At 45.5% G+C, this 17,136-nt stretch carries 15 protein-coding genes and 18 tRNA genes; 4 read left to right on the forward strand and 29 right to left on the reverse strand.

The genetic code is table 11. The features are described from left to right. Positions 1–64 precede the first annotated feature (64 nt). Positions 65–1,918 (reverse strand): methyl-accepting chemotaxis protein, encoded by a 1,854-nt coding sequence (locus ACPUEK_RS12510; RefSeq protein WP_425640962.1) that lies wholly within the window; start codon positions 1,916–1,918, stop codon positions 65–67. A gap of 94 nt (positions 1,919–2,012) precedes the next feature. Here ACPUEK_RS12510 and ACPUEK_RS12515 point away from each other — a divergent pair, with 94 nt between their 5' ends. After that, on the forward strand, positions 2,013–2,321 hold the full coding sequence (locus ACPUEK_RS12515; protein ID WP_425640963.1) for a hypothetical protein: 309 nt from the start codon (positions 2,013–2,015) through the stop codon (positions 2,319–2,321). On the opposite strand, the gene ACPUEK_RS12520 is transcribed toward ACPUEK_RS12515, so the two are convergent. The 24 genes from ACPUEK_RS12520 to ACPUEK_RS12635 form a co-directional block, all read right to left on the reverse strand. Further along, positions 2,318–4,777: a Lon protease family protein gene (locus ACPUEK_RS12520; RefSeq protein WP_425640964.1), complete on the reverse strand. Its 2,460-nt coding sequence runs from the start codon at positions 4,775–4,777 to the stop codon at positions 2,318–2,320. The two genes, ACPUEK_RS12515 and ACPUEK_RS12520, sit on opposite strands and share 4 nt — an antisense overlap. Positions 4,778–4,838: 61 nt before the next feature. After that, positions 4,839–5,636 (reverse strand): TatD family hydrolase, encoded by a 798-nt coding sequence (locus tag ACPUEK_RS12525; protein WP_425640965.1) that lies wholly within the window; start codon positions 5,634–5,636, stop codon positions 4,839–4,841. A 5-nt stretch (positions 5,637–5,641) separates the two neighbouring features. Beyond that, a complete protein-coding gene (gene holB / locus ACPUEK_RS12530) occupies positions 5,642–6,577 on the reverse strand; it encodes a DNA polymerase III subunit delta' (protein ID WP_067219691.1) in 936 nt (311 codons plus the stop codon). After that, positions 6,574–7,206, reverse strand: a complete 633-nt coding sequence (gene tmk / locus ACPUEK_RS12535) for a dTMP kinase (RefSeq protein WP_425640966.1) — start codon at positions 7,204–7,206, stop codon at positions 6,574–6,576. The genes holB and tmk overlap by 4 nt, the downstream gene beginning before the upstream one ends. An 8-nt stretch (positions 7,207–7,214) precedes the next feature. Then, positions 7,215–8,243, reverse strand: coding sequence for an endolytic transglycosylase MltG (mltG, locus tag ACPUEK_RS12540; protein ID WP_425640967.1), 1,029 nt, complete (start codon positions 8,241–8,243; stop codon positions 7,215–7,217). Beyond that, the gene (gene pabC, locus ACPUEK_RS12545) at positions 8,243–9,040 is read right to left on the reverse strand and encodes an aminodeoxychorismate lyase (protein WP_425640968.1); all 798 of its coding nucleotides are present in this window, start codon (positions 9,038–9,040) and stop codon (positions 8,243–8,245) included. Before pabC ends, mltG begins: the two co-directional genes overlap by 1 nt. A gap of 44 nt (positions 9,041–9,084) precedes the next feature. Continuing rightward, positions 9,085–9,160, reverse strand: a tRNA-Glu gene (locus tag ACPUEK_RS12550). 63 nt (positions 9,161–9,223) lie between these two features. After that, a tRNA-Glu gene (locus ACPUEK_RS12555) sits at positions 9,224–9,299 on the reverse strand. A gap of 57 nt (positions 9,300–9,356) precedes the next feature. Beyond that, positions 9,357–9,431: transfer RNA gene (locus ACPUEK_RS12560), tRNA-Gly, on the reverse strand. Between the two features lie 33 nt (positions 9,432–9,464). Continuing rightward, a tRNA-Glu gene (locus tag ACPUEK_RS12565) sits at positions 9,465–9,540 on the reverse strand. 57 nt (positions 9,541–9,597) lie between these two features. Continuing rightward, a tRNA-Gly gene (locus tag ACPUEK_RS12570) sits at positions 9,598–9,672 on the reverse strand. 33 nt (positions 9,673–9,705) lie between these two features. Further along, positions 9,706–9,781: transfer RNA gene (locus ACPUEK_RS12575), tRNA-Glu, on the reverse strand. 57 nt (positions 9,782–9,838) lie between these two features. After that, a tRNA-Gly gene (locus ACPUEK_RS12580) sits at positions 9,839–9,913 on the reverse strand. Between the two features lie 33 nt (positions 9,914–9,946). Beyond that, positions 9,947–10,022 (reverse strand) — tRNA-Glu (locus tag ACPUEK_RS12585). A 56-nt stretch (positions 10,023–10,078) separates the two neighbouring features. Then, positions 10,079–10,153, reverse strand: a tRNA-Gly gene (locus ACPUEK_RS12590). 33 nt (positions 10,154–10,186) lie between these two features. Further along, a tRNA-Glu gene (locus ACPUEK_RS12595) sits at positions 10,187–10,262 on the reverse strand. Between the two features lie 56 nt (positions 10,263–10,318). Then, positions 10,319–10,393: transfer RNA gene (locus tag ACPUEK_RS12600), tRNA-Gly, on the reverse strand. A 33-nt stretch (positions 10,394–10,426) separates the two neighbouring features. Then, a tRNA-Glu gene (locus ACPUEK_RS12605) sits at positions 10,427–10,502 on the reverse strand. Between the two features lie 56 nt (positions 10,503–10,558). Next, positions 10,559–10,633: transfer RNA gene (locus ACPUEK_RS12610), tRNA-Gly, on the reverse strand. A 33-nt stretch (positions 10,634–10,666) separates the two neighbouring features. Continuing rightward, positions 10,667–10,742 (reverse strand) — tRNA-Glu (locus ACPUEK_RS12615). A 56-nt stretch (positions 10,743–10,798) separates the two neighbouring features. Continuing rightward, positions 10,799–10,873 (reverse strand) — tRNA-Gly (locus ACPUEK_RS12620). Positions 10,874–10,906: 33 nt separating this feature from the next. Continuing rightward, positions 10,907–10,982 (reverse strand) — tRNA-Glu (locus ACPUEK_RS12625). 57 nt (positions 10,983–11,039) lie between these two features. After that, positions 11,040–11,114, reverse strand: a tRNA-Gly gene (locus ACPUEK_RS12630). Positions 11,115–11,170: 56 nt separating this feature from the next. Continuing rightward, positions 11,171–11,246: transfer RNA gene (locus tag ACPUEK_RS12635), tRNA-Glu, on the reverse strand. A gap of 138 nt (positions 11,247–11,384) precedes the next feature. On the opposite strand from ACPUEK_RS12635, the gene ACPUEK_RS12640 reads away from it, so the two are divergent. Continuing rightward, positions 11,385–11,957 (forward strand): YajG family lipoprotein, encoded by a 573-nt coding sequence (locus tag ACPUEK_RS12640; protein WP_425640969.1) that lies wholly within the window; start codon positions 11,385–11,387, stop codon positions 11,955–11,957. Positions 11,958–12,024: 67 nt separating this feature from the next. Here ACPUEK_RS12640 and msrB read toward each other — a convergent pair whose 3' ends face one another. Beyond that, on the reverse strand, positions 12,025–12,447 hold the full coding sequence (gene msrB, locus ACPUEK_RS12645) for a peptide-methionine (R)-S-oxide reductase MsrB (RefSeq protein WP_067037921.1): 423 nt from the start codon (positions 12,445–12,447) through the stop codon (positions 12,025–12,027). 66 nt (positions 12,448–12,513) lie between these two features. On the opposite strand from msrB, the gene ACPUEK_RS12650 reads away from it, so the two are divergent. Together ACPUEK_RS12650 and htpX are read left to right on the forward strand one after the other, a co-directional pair. Further along, positions 12,514–13,728 (forward strand): pyridoxal phosphate-dependent aminotransferase, encoded by a 1,215-nt coding sequence (locus tag ACPUEK_RS12650; RefSeq protein ID WP_425640970.1) that lies wholly within the window; start codon positions 12,514–12,516, stop codon positions 13,726–13,728. 67 nt (positions 13,729–13,795) lie between these two features. Then, positions 13,796–14,680 carry a protease HtpX gene (gene htpX / locus ACPUEK_RS12655; RefSeq protein WP_425643037.1) on the forward strand — a complete coding sequence of 295 codons (885 nt, stop codon included), beginning with the start codon at positions 13,796–13,798 and terminating at the stop codon, positions 14,678–14,680. A gap of 61 nt (positions 14,681–14,741) precedes the next feature. Here htpX and ACPUEK_RS12660 read toward each other — a convergent pair whose 3' ends face one another. From ACPUEK_RS12660 to ACPUEK_RS12670, 3 genes are read right to left on the reverse strand one after another with little or no spacing between them, the layout of a single operon-like run. Beyond that, positions 14,742–15,461, reverse strand: coding sequence for a flagellar brake protein (locus tag ACPUEK_RS12660; RefSeq protein WP_067037915.1), 720 nt, complete (start codon positions 15,459–15,461; stop codon positions 14,742–14,744). 8 nt (positions 15,462–15,469) lie between these two features. Next, a complete protein-coding gene (locus ACPUEK_RS12665; RefSeq protein ID WP_067223979.1) occupies positions 15,470–16,600 on the reverse strand; it encodes a 4-phosphoerythronate dehydrogenase in 1,131 nt (376 codons plus the stop codon). Continuing rightward, complete coding sequence (locus ACPUEK_RS12670) at positions 16,581–17,123, reverse strand: elongation factor P hydroxylase (RefSeq protein ID WP_425640971.1); 543 nt, start codon at positions 17,121–17,123, stop codon at positions 16,581–16,583. Before ACPUEK_RS12670 ends, ACPUEK_RS12665 begins: the two co-directional genes overlap by 20 nt. Positions 17,124–17,136: the final 13 nt, after the last annotated feature.

Here is a 17,136-nt window from a genome sequence, read left to right on the forward strand (position 1 = left end):
ATAGAACCGATTTATGCATTAAGGTTCCTGAAACGTATAAAAAAATGCTGCAGGAACCTATTGTTTACACTTTAAAGCGTGCAATTTGATGCTCTAGGCGATCAGCGAGCTGCGCCAGTGACTCCGCACCGTCTGCCGTTTTGTTCGCTTCACCCGATAAACGCTGAGAAATCTCTTGAATTGACTCGCTATTTTTAGAGATATCTGTCGTCACAATATTTTGCTCTTCCGCCGCACTGGCTATTTGCATCGCCATATCACTTATTTTGTGCACCGCTTGAAGAATAGAATCCAAGGCGATGGCCGCGGCCGCTGACTCACTTACTGCACCGTCCGCAATCGTAGTTGAACGCTCCATTGAAGATACTACGCTAGATGTAACAGAATTTAAGCCTTCAATCTTATCACGAATTTCTTCTGTTGAACTTTGAGTGCGTTGAGATAACAGTCGCACTTCATCAGCCACAACCGCGAAACCTCGACCTTGCTCTCCAGCCCGAGCAGCTTCAATCGCCGCATTTAAGGCTAACAAGTTGGTTTTCTCAGCGATGTCTTGAATGGTTAACAAAATAGAGCTTATCCCTTGGACATGCACGCCAAGATTAGCAATTATCTCTGAAGCTTGATGCACCTCATCCGCCAAGCTTTTTATTTCAGTCTGGGCAACATTGACAATACGGCTGCCTTCATTGCTGTTTTCAGCCGCCTCTTGAGAGGCTCCGGCCGTATGTTCAGCATTAATAGCAATTTCTTGAGTGGCAGTCGATAACTGACTGACTGCGGTTGCGACCATAGTGATTTCATTCAGCTGTACGTTAAGCTCTTTACTAGACTGTTGCGATAACGCTTTAGAGTCGTGCGCTAACGTGTTCAGGCTACTGGACATCGATTTAATGTCAGCAATCAAACCGCTCAACGTACCAAGGAACCCGTTAAAGTGGGCCGCTAATTGGCCGACCTCATCCTTACTGTCTACTTCAATTCGTTTCGTTAAATCCCCTTCACCCTTGCTGATTTCCTCTAAGGCTGCGCTGACTTGAGTAATACCAACAAGCAACTTTGAACTGATGACCGAAATTAACATTGAGATAATTAATGCAATCACCAGTGCCGCGGGCACTAAAGTGAATAGCAATGTATTAAGTGGCGCCATGACAGCCTTACGATCCAATTCAAACACAATCGTCCAGTTACTGTTCGGCACATCAAACTTAGCAATTAGATCACCATCAAGCGTCACCAATTGCCCATTAGTAAGATCAGATAATGAGTAACCAAATACTGATTCCACGCGCTTGTTATAATTTTCTTTTTGACTGTCTGCCAACACTAAACCGTCTTTGTCGGCCAAATAAGCGTGTCCATTGCCTGCCAGTTTGACATCCAGAATACCACTGGTGACATCATCAAGATTAATATCAGCGCCAGCGACACCCGTTTGCTGCCCATTTTTAATGACAGATTGTGCAGCTGTAATCATCAGTTTACCTGTAGAAGCGCCCACATAAGGCGATGTAAAAATCACGCCCTGTTTACTTTTAGCCGCTTTGTACCAAGGACGCTTTCTTGGGTCGTAATCGGAAGGCAATATGTCGTTTGGATCGCTTTGCAGCATCACACCCTTCTCTGAACCAAAATAGGCAATTGCAAAACGGCCCGCTTCAGTGGCTTGCTGTAAAGACTGCTGAGAAACCTCTGAAGTGGACAAGTAATTTGCAAGTGCGGATACGGCAGCTTCTTTAGACGATGTCCACTCGACTACTTTTTCAACTTGCCCATTACCTATGGCAGATATTTCATTACGTATATTTTGTTCAATAGAGCTTTTAAGTTGTATGTAGCTGATACTGCATACAACAAATGCTGTCAAAACAGCACAACCAAAAACCAACATTGAAAATTTACGCCTAAGAGTCATTGACCACTCCATTTTATTTAGAAGTTTTATAGAAATCGTTATAATCAGCAGATATGTTAAACAATCCCCTAATCCTATAACTGAATGTTATGCCATGAACAGAAAACAGTATATACATGTGTGCGCAGCATTCATTATCGTAGTCGGTATTTTTTCCTTAAATACAGCTAAGGCCGCGGAATGCTCTGATCGAAATGCTATTGAAGCCGCAATGCAGGCTTCGGGGAGTATTGTAGGTGGCGACAGTTTTCGAAAACCAAGAGTTCTTAAGCGTCACCATCCCAGTAAACGAAAAGAAGTCGCCACCTACTTTCGTAGTGGCGACCTCTATTACACGCTTTTTTGGCTCGTTTCAGATGACTGCAAAGCAGGCTTCATCAAACGCACCCAAGGCAAGTATTAAGACTTTTTAGTGTCGTCTGATTTATCTTTGTCTGACTTAGCTTTTTCTTTGTCCGACTCGCCATCTGATTCTTCATCGTCTTCATGACCCAATTTAGAAATCTCTTCTAGACGATTCAAAACCATATTCGATAATGTGCCTTCTGGGTAATTGCCTTCCGAATCTTGAACACCCGGTTCAATTCCCGTTAGCAAATGCAGTGCTTCATCGGCATTTTCAATCGCGTAAACATGGAATTTACCCGCTTCAACGGCCTCAATCACCTCATCACTCAACATCAAGTTGATCACGTTTGATTTAGGAATAATGACACCTTGCGTTCCCGTTAGGCCACGAGCACTACAAACGTTAAAGAAACCTTCAATCTTCTCATTCACACCACCGATCGCCTGAACCTGCCCGTATTGATTCAATGAGCCTGTAATCGCTAGATCTTGACGTAATGGTACATTCACCAATGCTGACAACAAACAACACAACTCAGCGGTTGAAGCGCTGTCGCCATCGACATAGCCGTAGCTCTGCTCCATTGCAATCGATGCACAAATATCCAGTGGGTATCTTTGCGCGTAACGATGACCCAAGAAACCAGACAAAATCAACACGCCTTTAGAGTGAATGTTTTGCCCTAAATTGGATTCACGTTCGATATCGATGATGCCTTTACCACCTGGATACACTGTAGTAGAGATACGAGCGGGCGCACCAAAGCTGCTGTCACCAATCTGCATGACAGTAAGGCCATTGATTTTACCGATGGCTTCGCCATCACTGTCAAGCAAGATGGTGCCGTCTACGATCTCTTCAATGATTTTCTCGGCAACACGGCCGGTACGGTCTTTTTTAGCCGCCAATGCGCGCGCTACGTGCACATCAGTAATCACATCGTCTTTCGCAAGTTGACGGTTAAAGTCCGCCTCACCTAATAACTCAAATACATCGCCGATCTTAGCCGCCATTTCTTTCTGGTGTTCAGCTAAACGGCTGCTGTATTCGATCAGACGCGCGACACCTTTTTGCGAGACATCGGAATACCCTTCTTTGGCAATACGGTCTTTTAACAATCGAGCGAACGCCAATTCTGTTTCTTCGTTACGTTTTAGCGAGTCATCGAAGTCGACTAATACGCGAAACATCTCTTGGAAATCAGGATCTGCATCTTGTAATAAGTAATAAATATCACGAGAGCCAATCAACACCACTTTCACTTGCAACGGAAGGTCTTCAGGTGACAAGGTAGTCGTATTCATTAGACCCATGTCTGCATAGGGGTGCTCAATCTTCAACGTTTTGCTTTTTAGAGCGCGCTTCAGTGCTTCCCACAAATAATGGTCTGTCAGTAGCTTCTCAGCGTCTAGAATCAGATAGCCGCCATTCGCAGCATGTAGGCTGCCAGAGCGGATCAAACGGTAGCTTGTGATCAACATACCTTGATCAGAGCTGTACTCAACCTGACCGAACAAGTTGCGATACGTTGGATGTGGCTCATAGACCACGGGCTGACCGCCATCTGAAGTATGTGTCACCGCTACATTAGGCAGGTACATTTCTTCGTACATGGCACGACGGCTGGTTTCATCGCGATTATCAGATGCCTTATCGTCAACAAACTGGTCGATAATGACTTTATCTAAGTCTTCGCGCATTTCTTTTAAGAAGCTTTGAACGGCTTCTTCTTCAAGATACTTGTTGAAAAGCGGTTCAATCAATGGATCCAGTGCTTCTTTCACTGTTTCAAGATTCAGCTCACGCAGTTGCTCGTAAGAAATTCGTTTCCATGTTGGCAGGCTAAGCAGCTCATTGTTCAACATGCCTTCTAATTCAGACACACCCGCTTGGAACGCATCACGCTCTTCATCTGACAAGGTGGCAAAGTCAGCTTCATCTAATGCTTTGCCTTCACGCATAGGCGCAAAGCTAACTGACGAGGCATCGCGAAACATGGCCACGCCAATCTTTGAAGCATGACGCTCAACTCGGTTGATCGCTGTTTCATATTGTTCATTGAAGACGCGATCAATAGCGCCTTTTTGCTCTTGGTAGTTTGGGTTTTCAAACGCTGCTGGGAATGTTCCCATTAAGCCATCGATCAGTGCACGAATGTCTTGCTCAAATTCTTTCGATTGACCAGGTTTAAATTCGATCGCTTTTGGGGTGCGGTAATCTTTGAAATTATTGACGTAGACCCATTCGCTTGGCGACTCTTTACGTTTCGCTTCGCTTTTTAGGTAGCTAGTCACGTAAGATGAACGCCCAGTTCCAGACCCACCCATGACAAAAATATTGTAACCTGGGCGGTGCATTGCCACACCAAATTGAATCGCTTCTACTGCTCGCTCTTGACCTAAAATACCGCTTAGTGACTCTAATTCATTTAATGTTTTGAAGGGCAATTTGCCTACTTGTAATTTGGCAGCCAGCGCGCTCGGCGCTAAAGGTTGAACCATTTCTGACATCTAACAGGTCCTTTTGAGGACAGCGCTCAGGCTCACTGAACACTGTATTATGGTGTAATTATTAGTTAAGTACGTCGTTACGATTCACTTTAGAGAACTTACGATGGAAATTAGAAGAACTGATTTCCATAAGTTCTTCTAAGCGAATTTTTTTAATATCCGCAACGAACTGAGCCACATCACGAACATACTTCGGCTCGTTCTTTTTACCTCGATGTGGAATGGGAGCCAAATAGGGAGAATCCGTCTCTACAATCAATGACTCTAAGGGTAATTTGCGCACAGTGTCGCGTAAATCCTCAGCATTTTTGAATGTAACAATGCCTGAGATAGAAATTAAGTAGTTTAAATCTAAAGCACTCCTAGCCATGGCATAGTCTTCGGTGAAGCAATGCAATACGCCACCTACGTTTTGATCACCATGACTTTTGATTAAATCTAACGTGTCTTGCTTCGCATCACGAGTATGAATGATCGTCGGTAGCGCTAATTGCCCCGACACATCTAAATGCACGGCAAAACTGTCTTTTTGCGCTTGATGCAGCTCCGGCTCTTTGTCATAAAAATAGTCTAGCCCTGTTTCACCGATGGCCACAACTTTGGGGCGACGTGCCAGTTCAAGCAACGATTCAGGATCTTGCAGCAAACCTTCTTTATGCAATGGGTGAACACCGCAACTGGCGATGATTCCAGAACGATCTGTAAACTTATAAACATTCTCAAAGCTGTCAAGATCCACAGAGATTGTCAGTATCTGACTTACCCCCGCATCACGTGCCGCATCAATAGCACCTTCGGTACCGTTTTCATAAGCATTTATATCAAGTTTGTCTAAGTGACAGTGAGAATCTACTAACATTTACCTTACCAAGAATTTAATTCGCCAATTATTTGTATAGTGGGGTTTAAATGGGTTTTATCAAGTTGCGATTTCAATTCGGTTAGACTTTGAACAAAGCCCATTAATCGATAGATATCGTAACGTGTTAATAAGCTTGTACAGGCCCCTTGCACTAAAGCATTACATTGTCCCGACGCAGAATACTGCACCGCGGCACTGAGTAAAGCTAATAAGCCATCAATAAAATCAGCCGTATTGTCTTTATTAGCCTTCCCAGCAAACTCGTCAGTACGCATCCCGCCTTGCAACCACTGCTCTAACCAATCAGGAAGCTGCTGTAACATATCAAAGCTATTGGACGTAGATAACGCCAACAAATGATAAGGCGTCTGCGAGAACCACATGAGTTTGGAAACATCTACCTTAGCTTCATGGTATAGCCACTCCGTCACCTGCACTTCACTCGGTGTCGGGAGCAACATCCGCTGACAACGACTCAAAATGGTAGGCATTAGGGCGCGGGAGGTATGCGTAGTCAATACAAAGTAGGTAGCCGCTGGCGGCTCTTCGAGCGCTTTCAGAATTGCGTTAGCCGCATTGGTGTTCATACGATGCGCTTCATGTATTAGCACAACTTTTGAATAACCCAGCTGCGGTTTATTGGCGACTTTTGCTGCCACTTGTCGAACGGCGTCCACTTTTATTCCGCCGTCTTGCCCATCAAGTATTTGTAAGTCCGGATGGGTGTCCGCTTGTGCGACCTGGCAACTATGACACTTGCCACAGGGTGCGCGGTCAATGTGTTCACACAATAAAAGCTTCGTTAGCGCTTCTGCGAAGGCATTCTGGCCAACACCGTTAATACCGCTAATCAGTAATGCATGATGAAACTTGCCCGAACGGCGCCACTCTTGCGCTTGCTCATAATAAGCCATAAGCCAAGGCGCTAAAACACTCATGCGTTATGTCCAGCCAAGAGTGCATTTAGCTGAGCCACTATTTGAGCTTCTACCGATGCGATAGCTTGACTGGCATCCACTACCGCAAAACGCTTTGGATCTTGACTGGCCCGATGCAAAAAACCATCACGCACTTTTTGATGAAACGCTAACGACTCGCCATCCAAACGGTTTGATTCACCGCGCGATTGTACGCGCTGCAGCCCTAACTCTACCGGGACATCTAATAACAACGTTTTATTCGGCAATTGATTTTTAAGAAAGGTGTCGACTAAGTTATCAATAACGGATTCGTTAATACCACGCGCTACACCTTGGTAGACATAACTCGAATCAACAAAACGATCACTGATAACCCATTTTCCTTGTGCCAGTGCTGGCTGTATCTTTTCATTCAAATGCTGAACTCTGGAGGCAAAGACCAACAACAGTTCCGTATTAGGAGCCACCTGCTCATCACGAGCAGACAGAACTAACTCGCGAATTTCTTCAGCCATCGGTGTGCCACCAGGCTCTCGCGTCAATACATACGGAATTTCGTGCTCAGTTAGCCACGCTTCGATACACTGAATCGCAGAGCTTTTTCCTGCCCCCTCACCGCCTTCAAGAGAAATAAATTGTGCGTTCATAATAACCTCTATTGCGCCGGTGCAGACGTGTAGTCTTTACGTCTTTGAAAACGCTGGTAACGTGCAACCGCATTGTTGTGTTCTCTCAATGTATTCGAGAAAACATGCGAACCATCGCCTTTCGCTACAAAATACAGTGCTTTGGTTTCACCTGGGTTTAACGCTGCATTAATTGCCTCAACACCCACATTGGCAATCGGTGTTGGCGGCAATCTATTGATTTGATAAGTATTGTAAGGTGTATGCTGACGTAAGTCGGCACGAGTGATATTACCTTTGTAGCGATCGCCCATACCGTAGATCACCGTTGGGTCGGTTTGCAAACGCATGCCTTTTTCTAAGCGACTGATAAAGACACGTGCAATTAAAGGGCGCTCTTCTGGCACACCAGTTTCTTTCTCAATGATAGACGCCATGATTAATGCTTCATAAGGGGTCTTGTACGGTAAGTCTTTCGCTTTGCCAGACCATTCTGTATCTAACGCGGCTTCAAGCAATGCATTCGCCTGCATGAAAATATCTAAGTCCGTGTCGCCATCGTGATAGCGATAGGTATTGGCAAACAGCATACCTTCTGGCGAGTTGTTCTCTAACCCCATCTTTTCAGCTATTTGCTTATCCGTAAGCTCGGATAAGGTCATTTCGATATTACCCTTCGCTTTCATCGCAGCAAGATAATCACGAAATGTATGACCTTCCAGTAAGGTAATGGGATAAAACAATGTGTCGCCAGAATCAAATAAGGCCAAGGCATCCATTAAACTCATGTCTGGTTTAATCTCATATTTCCCCACTTTAGGCACCAAGGTTGGATCCAACTTAAATGCCAAACGGGTAAGCTGAGGGTACTGAATCCATCCTCGTTCTGACAACTGATGGCCAAGCTTTATAATCGACGCCCCGGGTTTCACATCAAAGGTTGCTTTTTCAGACACCATCATAGGCTCTGTTAGCGCATTATAGGCCCATGTTGCAGCAACTGCAGTTAAAGTGATGGCTAATACGATAGCGAGGGCGATCCATTTAACGAATTTCATTATGTATTTACTTGATCCATTAGTGTTCGGGTTAGTTTACCAAGCTGAAGAATACGATCATCAAACTTTACAACAGGCAAAATACCACTAAGGGCATTGCTAACAAAGATCTCATCGGCTTGCTGAAGACTGGCCAATGAAAAATGACCGACATTAACACTACCGACAAAATTTGACAGTATACTTGTTCGACAACTTCCTTGAACGCCTGATTTTGAAAGCGCTGGCGTGAACAGTTCACCACGTATAATCCAAAATATATTACTTTGAACACATTCTATAACATGTCCATTCGCGTCCAACATAACCGCTTCATAAGCACGATCAGCCAGTTCTTGTTTGGCAAGTACGTTTTCCAATCGATTTAAATGCTTCATGCCGCTTAAAGAAGGGTTAATCGATGTTTGAATACGAGACGTAACAAGCGATACCCCCTCACTGCGTTGCTGTGAGTAATTAGGCGCATCAAAGACACCGACAAGGAACTCGTAAGCTGCATCCGTAGGCGGTCTATAACCTCGCCCACCGGAACCACGCGTGAGCATGAGCTTGATGCCGCAATTGGGATTTTTAAGCGCTTGTTGAGCAATAAAGGCCCAGCAAATTTGCCATTGCTCAGGCGAAATATTAAAGCCTAATCGGCGACAGCCGCGTTTGATGCGAGCTTGATGAATAGCGAGTTTTGGGATGTATCCTGAATGCGTTGCAATTGTCTCAAATAATCCGTCTCCGTAGGATACACCACGGTCAGTGATGGATAGCGAGGAGTCAGGAAGATAGTTTCTGAACCACTGCATATGATTGATCTCAAACGAAAGGTGAATCATATCAGATTGAAGAATGGCGTCCCATAGGGGGTTCGAACCCCTGTTACCGCCGTGAAAGGGCGGTGTCCTAGGCCTCTAGACGAATGGGACGTAATTGAAGCGTACTTCAGTGACTATATTTTACACCGAGCCACATTCATAAAAGAAAGTCGGTGGCGTCCCATAGGGGGTTCGAACCCCTGTTACCGCCGTGAAAGGGCGGTGTCCTAGGCCTCTAGACGAATGGGACACATCATTTGCTTCCGTAGAAGCACCCTCTTTCGAGGATTTTCTCACAAGGAGAATTTGGAGCGGGAAACGAGGCTCGAACTCGCGACCCCAACCTTGGCAAGGTTGTGCTCTACCACTGAGCTATTCCCGCATACTGTCACGTCGTTTTACAACTTACGTTAGTTGGCGTCCCATAGGGGGTTCGAACCCCTGTTACCGCCGTGAAAGGGCGGTGTCCTAGGCCTCTAGACGAATGGGACACATCATTTGCTTCCGTAGAAGCACCCTCTTTCGAGGATTTTCTCACAAGGAGAATTTGGAGCGGGAAACGAGGCTCGAACTCGCGACCCCAACCTTGGCAAGGTTGTGCTCTACCACTGAGCTATTCCCGCATACTGTCACGTCGTTTTACAACTTACGTTAGTTGGCGTCCCATAGGGGGTTCGAACCCCTGTTACCGCCGTGAAAGGGCGGTGTCCTAGGCCTCTAGACGAATGGGACACATCATTTGCTTCCGTAGAAGCACCCTCTTTCGAGGATTTTCTCACAAGGAGAATTTGGAGCGGGAAACGAGGCTCGAACTCGCGACCCCAACCTTGGCAAGGTTGTGCTCTACCACTGAGCTATTCCCGCATACTGTCACGTCATTTTACAACTTACGTTAGTTGGCGTCCCATAGGGGGTTCGAACCCCTGTTACCGCCGTGAAAGGGCGGTGTCCTAGGCCTCTAGACGAATGGGACACATCATTGCTTCCGTAGAAGCGCCCTCTTTCGAGGATTTTCTCACAAGGAGAATTTGGAGCGGGAAACGAGGCTCGAACTCGCGACCCCAACCTTGGCAAGGTTGTGCTCTACCACTGAGCTATTCCCGCATACTGTCACGTCATTTTACAACTTACGTTAGTTGGCGTCCCATAGGGGGTTCGAACCCCTGTTACCGCCGTGAAAGGGCGGTGTCCTAGGCCTCTAGACGAATGGGACACATCATTGCTTCCGTAGAAGCGCCCTCTTTCGAGGATTTTCTCACAAGGAGAATTTGGAGCGGGAAACGAGGCTCGAACTCGCGACCCCAACCTTGGCAAGGTTGTGCTCTACCACTGAGCTATTCCCGCATACTGTCACGTCGTTTTACAACTTACGTTAGTTGGCGTCCCATAGGGGGTTCGAACCCCTGTTACCGCCGTGAAAGGGCGGTGTCCTAGGCCTCTAGACGAATGGGACACATCATTGCTTCCGTAGAAGCGCCCTCTTTCGAGGATTTTCTCACAAGGAGAATTTGGAGCGGGAAACGAGGCTCGAACTCGCGACCCCAACCTTGGCAAGGTTGTGCTCTACCACTGAGCTATTCCCGCATACTGTCACGTCGTTTTACAACTTACGTTAGTTGGCGTCCCATAGGGGGTTCGAACCCCTGTTACCGCCGTGAAAGGGCGGTGTCCTAGGCCTCTAGACGAATGGGACACATCATTGCTTCCGTAGAAGCGCCCTCTTTCGAGGATTTTCTCACAAGGAGAATTTGGAGCGGGAAACGAGGCTCGAACTCGCGACCCCAACCTTGGCAAGGTTGTGCTCTACCACTGAGCTATTCCCGCATACTGTCACGTCGTTTTACAACTTACGTTAGTTGGCGTCCCATAGGGGGTTCGAACCCCTGTTACCGCCGTGAAAGGGCGGTGTCCTAGGCCTCTAGACGAATGGGACACATCGTATGTTTCCGTAGAAACGCCCTCTTTCGAGGATTTTCTCACAAGGAGAATTTGGAGCGGGAAACGAGGCTCGAACTCGCGACCCCAACCTTGGCAAGGTTGTGCTCTACCACTGAGCTATTCCCGCTTTATGCTTTCACACTTTTTAGCTAAGCTACATCGTTGCTATGCCGATCCGTAGATTGGCGTCCCATAGGGGGTTCGAACCCCTGTTACCGCCGTGAAAGGGCGGTGTCCTAGGCCTCTAGACGAATGGGACACTTGATTGCCTTCGCTGTGTAAGCGGGTGCGTATATTACTGTTACAAAGCGGAAAATCAACACCTTTTTTTAAATACATGTAATCTAAGCGAAAAAAAACGCTTTCATGGCTAAAAACACACCAGGAGTTCACTCTTATGAGCAAATTGTTACTTGGATCGGTTATTTTTGCAGCAATGGCACTTCAAGGCTGCGCCAACACAACTCACACTATCAACATAGAACCTAAAACCTTCGTTGCAGATCAACAATATAGCAATCAACACCAAATTCACTACTCAGTGAAGCCTTTTTCAGTTAACAAAATAGGCAATATCAAAACAGGCATCGGTGAAAAAGCGACTATCGTTGTAGGCAACAACGTACGCTCTGCATTAGAAGCTTCCTTGAGCAGCAAATTAGCCGATTATGGATTTCAATCAAATCAGGGATCTTTGCCCGCGACACTCTTTATGATCGAGCTGTCTAATTTAAGTTACACAACACGTACCATCGCACTAAAAACCGAAGCCACATTAATTGCTGACATTAAAGCAACCGTTGTGAAAGGCGATCAAACATACAGTGCCAATTTCAAATCAGAGAAAATTGATCAATATGGAACGCTTCCGGATCGAGAGGTCGTAGAAGAAGAAATTAATCAATTACTCGGTAAAACCATTGATCGTGCCTTTCATGATAAAAAACTGATCGCACTTTTAAGCTATTAAATAGGCATATCGACTAACTACTATAGATAAGTAGCTTTCTTTCGTAGTTAGTCGACTGTATGAGGGATTAAGAAGTAGGCTCTTCAGGTTTGAAATCAAGGGACGCTGAATTTACACAGTAACGCACTCCCGTTGGTTTTGGCCCATCAGGAAAGACGTGACCAAGGTGTGCCTCACATTGGTCACAAACGATCTCAACGCGGCGCATCATCCACGAGTTATCGACAACTTCTTTAATGTTCTGTTTATCAGCGTCATAAAAGCTTGGCCAACCCGACCCCGAGTTATACTTTGTACTTGAATCAAACAAGTGCGCCCCACAACAAACACAGAAGTAGCTGCCGGCTTCGTAAAATTTTTCGTAGCGCCCAGTAAATGCTCTCTCAGTGCCTTTCTTGCGTACTATTTGATACACTTCTTCAGATAGACGTTCTTTCCACTGCTCGTCGGTAAGTGCCTTGAATTGAGAAGTTTTTTGATCATCGCTCATAATAAAGACTCCGAATTAACGTCTTGAAATTATAACTGATTCCATCACTAGATATGAGGAAGCGTGGTGCAAATACGTAAATCTAACAAACTCGCCAATATTTGCTACGAAATCCGAGGCCCTGTCCTCAAAGAAGCCATGCGTATGGAAGATGAAGGCCACCGCATTCTTAAGCTAAACATCGGCAATCCTGCACCATTTGGGTTTGAAGCGCCGGATGAAATACTTGTGGACGTTATTAAAAACTTACCGAATGCACAAGGCTACTGTGAATCAAAAGGCTTATTTTCTGCACGCAAAGCCGTCATGCAAAAATATCAAGCACTGGGCATTCGTTCTGCTAACGTTGAAAATGTATGGATGGGCAACGGTGTCAGTGAGTTGATCGTAATGGCCATGCAAGCTTTGCTTGATGATGGGGATGAAATTCTTATTCCTGCGCCAGACTACCCACTTTGGACAGCGGCTGCGACACTCTCAGGTGGATATGTTAAGCATTATCTATGTGATGAAGATGCAGGTTGGCAACCAGATATTGCCGACATTAAATCTAAGATCACCAACAAAACAAAAGCACTTGTCATCATTAACCCAAACAATCCTACTGGCGCGGTTTACTCCGAAGCTATTTTAAAAGAGTTGGTTGCGTTGGCTGAAGAACATGGATTGCTGCTGTTTTCAGATGAAATTTACGATCGTATTCTGTATGACGGTGCCAAGCACATTCCAACAGCGTCACTGACTGAAGGACGTGTGCCCTGCGTAACATTTGGTGGCCTTTCAAAAGTGTATCGTACAGCGGGCTTCCGTTCTGGCTGGATGATTATCACGGGGCCTACTAGCGGTATTGAAGACTACATCTCCGGCATCGACATGCTAAGCTCTATGCGCTTGTGTGCCAATGTACCCGCTCAACATGCGGTACAAACTGCATTAGGTGGCTACCAGACAATTGACGAACTCACAGCGCCTGGCGGTCGCCTGTACGAACAGCGTAACCTCGCTTGGGAAATACTGGATAGCATTCCTGGTGTGCACTGCCATAAACCTGAAGGCGCACTGTACTTATTTCCTCGACTTGATCCAAAGATGTATCACATCAAAGACGATGTAGACATTGCATTGCGATTCCTAAAAGAAGAGAAGGTGCTTTTGGTACATGGTACGGGCTTTAATTGGCCCACCCCGGATCACTTACGCATCGTGTTTTTACCTCACGTCATCGAACTGCAACCAGCAATGGAACGCTTTGCTGCTTTCTTATCTCGTTTGCGCAACTAATTAGCTCTTGAAAAGGAACTAACTGCCCCTATGATGCTCCATAGTACTTTCACTCTGGAGCATCACTATAATGCGTATTATGTTATTCCTTTTAACCAACATTGCAGTTCTGGTCGTTGCCAGCATTGTATTGAGTGTTTTGGGCGTTGAGCGCTACATTTCTGGTAGCGGTTTAAATCTAACTTCTCTACTGATCTTTTGTGCTGTGTTCGGCTTTACTGGCAGTATCATTTCCCTACTACTCTCAAAGAAAATGGCGAAATGGGGTTCCAAAGCGCAAACAATTGAACAGCCAAGCAATCATAAAGAGCAATGGCTATTAACTACGGTGCAAGAGCTTGCTAATGAAGCAGGCATCAAAATGCCTGAAGTAGCGGTATTCCCAGCACACGAAGCCAACGCTTTCGCAACAGGCTGGAATAAAAATGACGCTTTGGTAGCTGTTTCAAGTGGCATGCTAGATCGCTATCCGCCTGACGAGATCCGTGCCGTCATGGCTCATGAAATCGGCCACGTAGCCAACGGTGATATGGTCACTTTGACGCTGATTCAAGGCGTTGTGAACACATTTGTTATGTTCTTTGCCCGTATTGCTGGCTATGCCGTCGATCAGTTCTTGCGCCGCGATGACGAAGGTGAAGGGTCTGTTGGCTGGGGATACTACATTGCGACAATGGTGTTTGAGATTTTATTCGGTATTTTGGCAAGCATGATTGTGATGTGGTTCTCGCGTTACCGCGAATTTCGTGCCGATGAGGCTGGTGCGCGTCTAGCAGGAAAAGGCGCAATGATTGCAGCACTTGCCCGCATCCAAAGCGAGCACGAAGTATCGCATATGCCTGACACCATGGTGGCTTTTGGTATTCGCCGCGGACGCAAATCTAGCTTTGGTGAGCTTTTCTCAAGCCACCCACCCATCAACGACCGAATTGCCGCGCTGCAAAAACTTTAACTGAAATCATTCACATAACAAAAAAGGTCCTTAACGGACCTTTTTTTAGCTGTATCAGAACCTATCGCTGCTTTTTAGCCGTCGCATCTAAAATATATGCCAACAATGGAATGCCCTGCTCTTTCTCAATGTTGTTGAATTTAATGCCATACACATACATATATTCAACCCCCATGCGCGATAAAAAAGCATTATCGGCAATGCTCGCCTGAAGCTGTTCCATCATTTGAATTTCTTGGTTACGAATCTCACAATCCAATTTAAGGATATGCTTAAATTCGCCTATCTGTAGGTTTAATGCGAGTTTCATGGTTTGATTGACCGAACCAAAATCCTCCTTTGACACAATCTTACAACCACCTGTACTGAGGTCAACGACCACGCCAGTTGATTGACTATAGATTGGTTGCTCGCCATTTGGCTCGAGAGAGCAAATTAAGCGCGCCTCAACACGCACCGCTTGACGTACTTCAGAGGTCTCAACATATTCAGGGTAAGCGATATGCAAATGCCCTGCAGGCTCTAGAAAGCTTTTGGCAATCTTAGTCGAAAATGCACACACTGAAGTGGCTGACATCAAACGCACATTTACAATCTGATTGTCGCGCACAATGATATTTTTGCCATTTACTTTTGGGCAGGAAACAATTAATGATCTGCCCGGAATACGACCTAATACGCGCACTGAATAACGACCAGGAGGCGAAATAAACTCAATTTGAATATTCGTCCCCATTGGGACGACTATATCTTTAAAATCAACCTGAGTGACTTCCGCCATTACAACTCCTACTGACTATTCTGAAGAAAACCTAGTGCATGCAATTCACGCGAATACTTAGGATGCTTCACTAAAGTGGTATTAAACTCATCACGCTCAACATAATTTTTGCGTAGCCAATCAAAGCCTCTATCCATACCACTCGACATCACATGTTTAAATCGTGAACTGTCACGGGCAACATCGAATATAGATTGAATGGCACGCGCGATGGTTTCATCTCGTTCGAGGCTTGAATTCATCTTTATTTCACAAATACTACCCTGACTGATCGCGTCAGCAAAACTACTTTTTGGCGAAATATCAAAGAATTGGCAAACGGACTGATAAATATACCACGTGCCTTTTTCTCGTCCTTGCTTGCTATAGCCTGCAATGTGCGGGGTAGCAATATCACACAGCGCAGCCAACTCCATATTAGGATGGGGCTCACCTAGCCAAACATCTATCGCTAAGTTTAGCTTACCGTCTAAAGCATGGAACTGCTTGATCAATGCAGGTTCATTAATCACACCACCACGACCCGCGGAAATAATAGTCTGGCCAGATTTTAACTTGTTGACATATTCATCACTGATCATATCAAAGCTTGGGTACAAGCCCGCCTTAGTTAACGGTGCGTGTAAACAGACAACATTACAATCCATAACATCTTTCAAATCTGTCAGCGCGACACCTGGGACACTTTTCTGCAAGAAGGGATCATAAGCGACCACTTCACATCCTAGTGCAACGAAACGTGATGCCACACATCGACCTACGTTCCCCTGCCCCACCACACCAATGCGGGCATCAAGCCAACGCACACCTTTGGTCATATACAAATATGACAACGCACTGAAAACATAATCTGCGACCGCATCTGCATTACATCCCGGCGCACTGTTAAAGCCAATGCCCTGTTCGGTCAAATAATTCGTATCAATATGATCTGTACCAATCGTCGCGCTGCCAACGTACTTAACGGGCGTCCCACTTAATAATGCCTCATTAACTTTAGTAACCGAACGTACGAGCAGAATATCCGCATCCATGAGTTGTTCTTTTGTTAGAGACCTTCCGTTTACAAGTGTAACGTCCCCTAAATCGCTAAATAATGAGACAACATTAGGCATGTTCTCATCGGCAATAATTTTCATGGCATTCTCTTAAATGGTGCAACAGACTTGCAGCAGGTGCTTGATAATGATTGGTATACAGAGCTTCGGCATACGTTAATACCCGCTCAGGTATGTCGCTATCGATTAACGTACGAACTTTTTCTAACACTGCGTTCCGAAATGGCTTTGCATCGTAATCAGGCAATGCCAGATTATCGACACTGACCTCAAAACTCATTGCGCAAGCCCAATGAAAAATGCACTCGTAAGCTTGCGGCTGAACTTCGAAGCGCTCGAATTCTTTTTGCTGTTCTAGGCTACGTCCATCTTCTGCATACCAATAGCCGAAGTCATCCTGCTTGCGACGCTCATAACCCGCCACACACCAATGACTCACTTCGTGCAAAGCACTGGAAGGGTAATCATAGCGATATTGAATTTGGCTGATACCTTGAGGGTCTTTTGCTAGATAAAAAGGCTCATCAAAACCGCCTTTTAAGACGGTGCTATAAGCAGAAAAAAAGACGTCGTGAAACGTCTTTTCTAAAAAACTTGCGTTCACATTTTCTCTCTAA

The organism is Marinomonas gallaica (assembly GCF_049821165.1).
Classification (GTDB): domain Bacteria; phylum Pseudomonadota; class Gammaproteobacteria; order Pseudomonadales; family Marinomonadaceae; genus Marinomonas; species Marinomonas gallaica.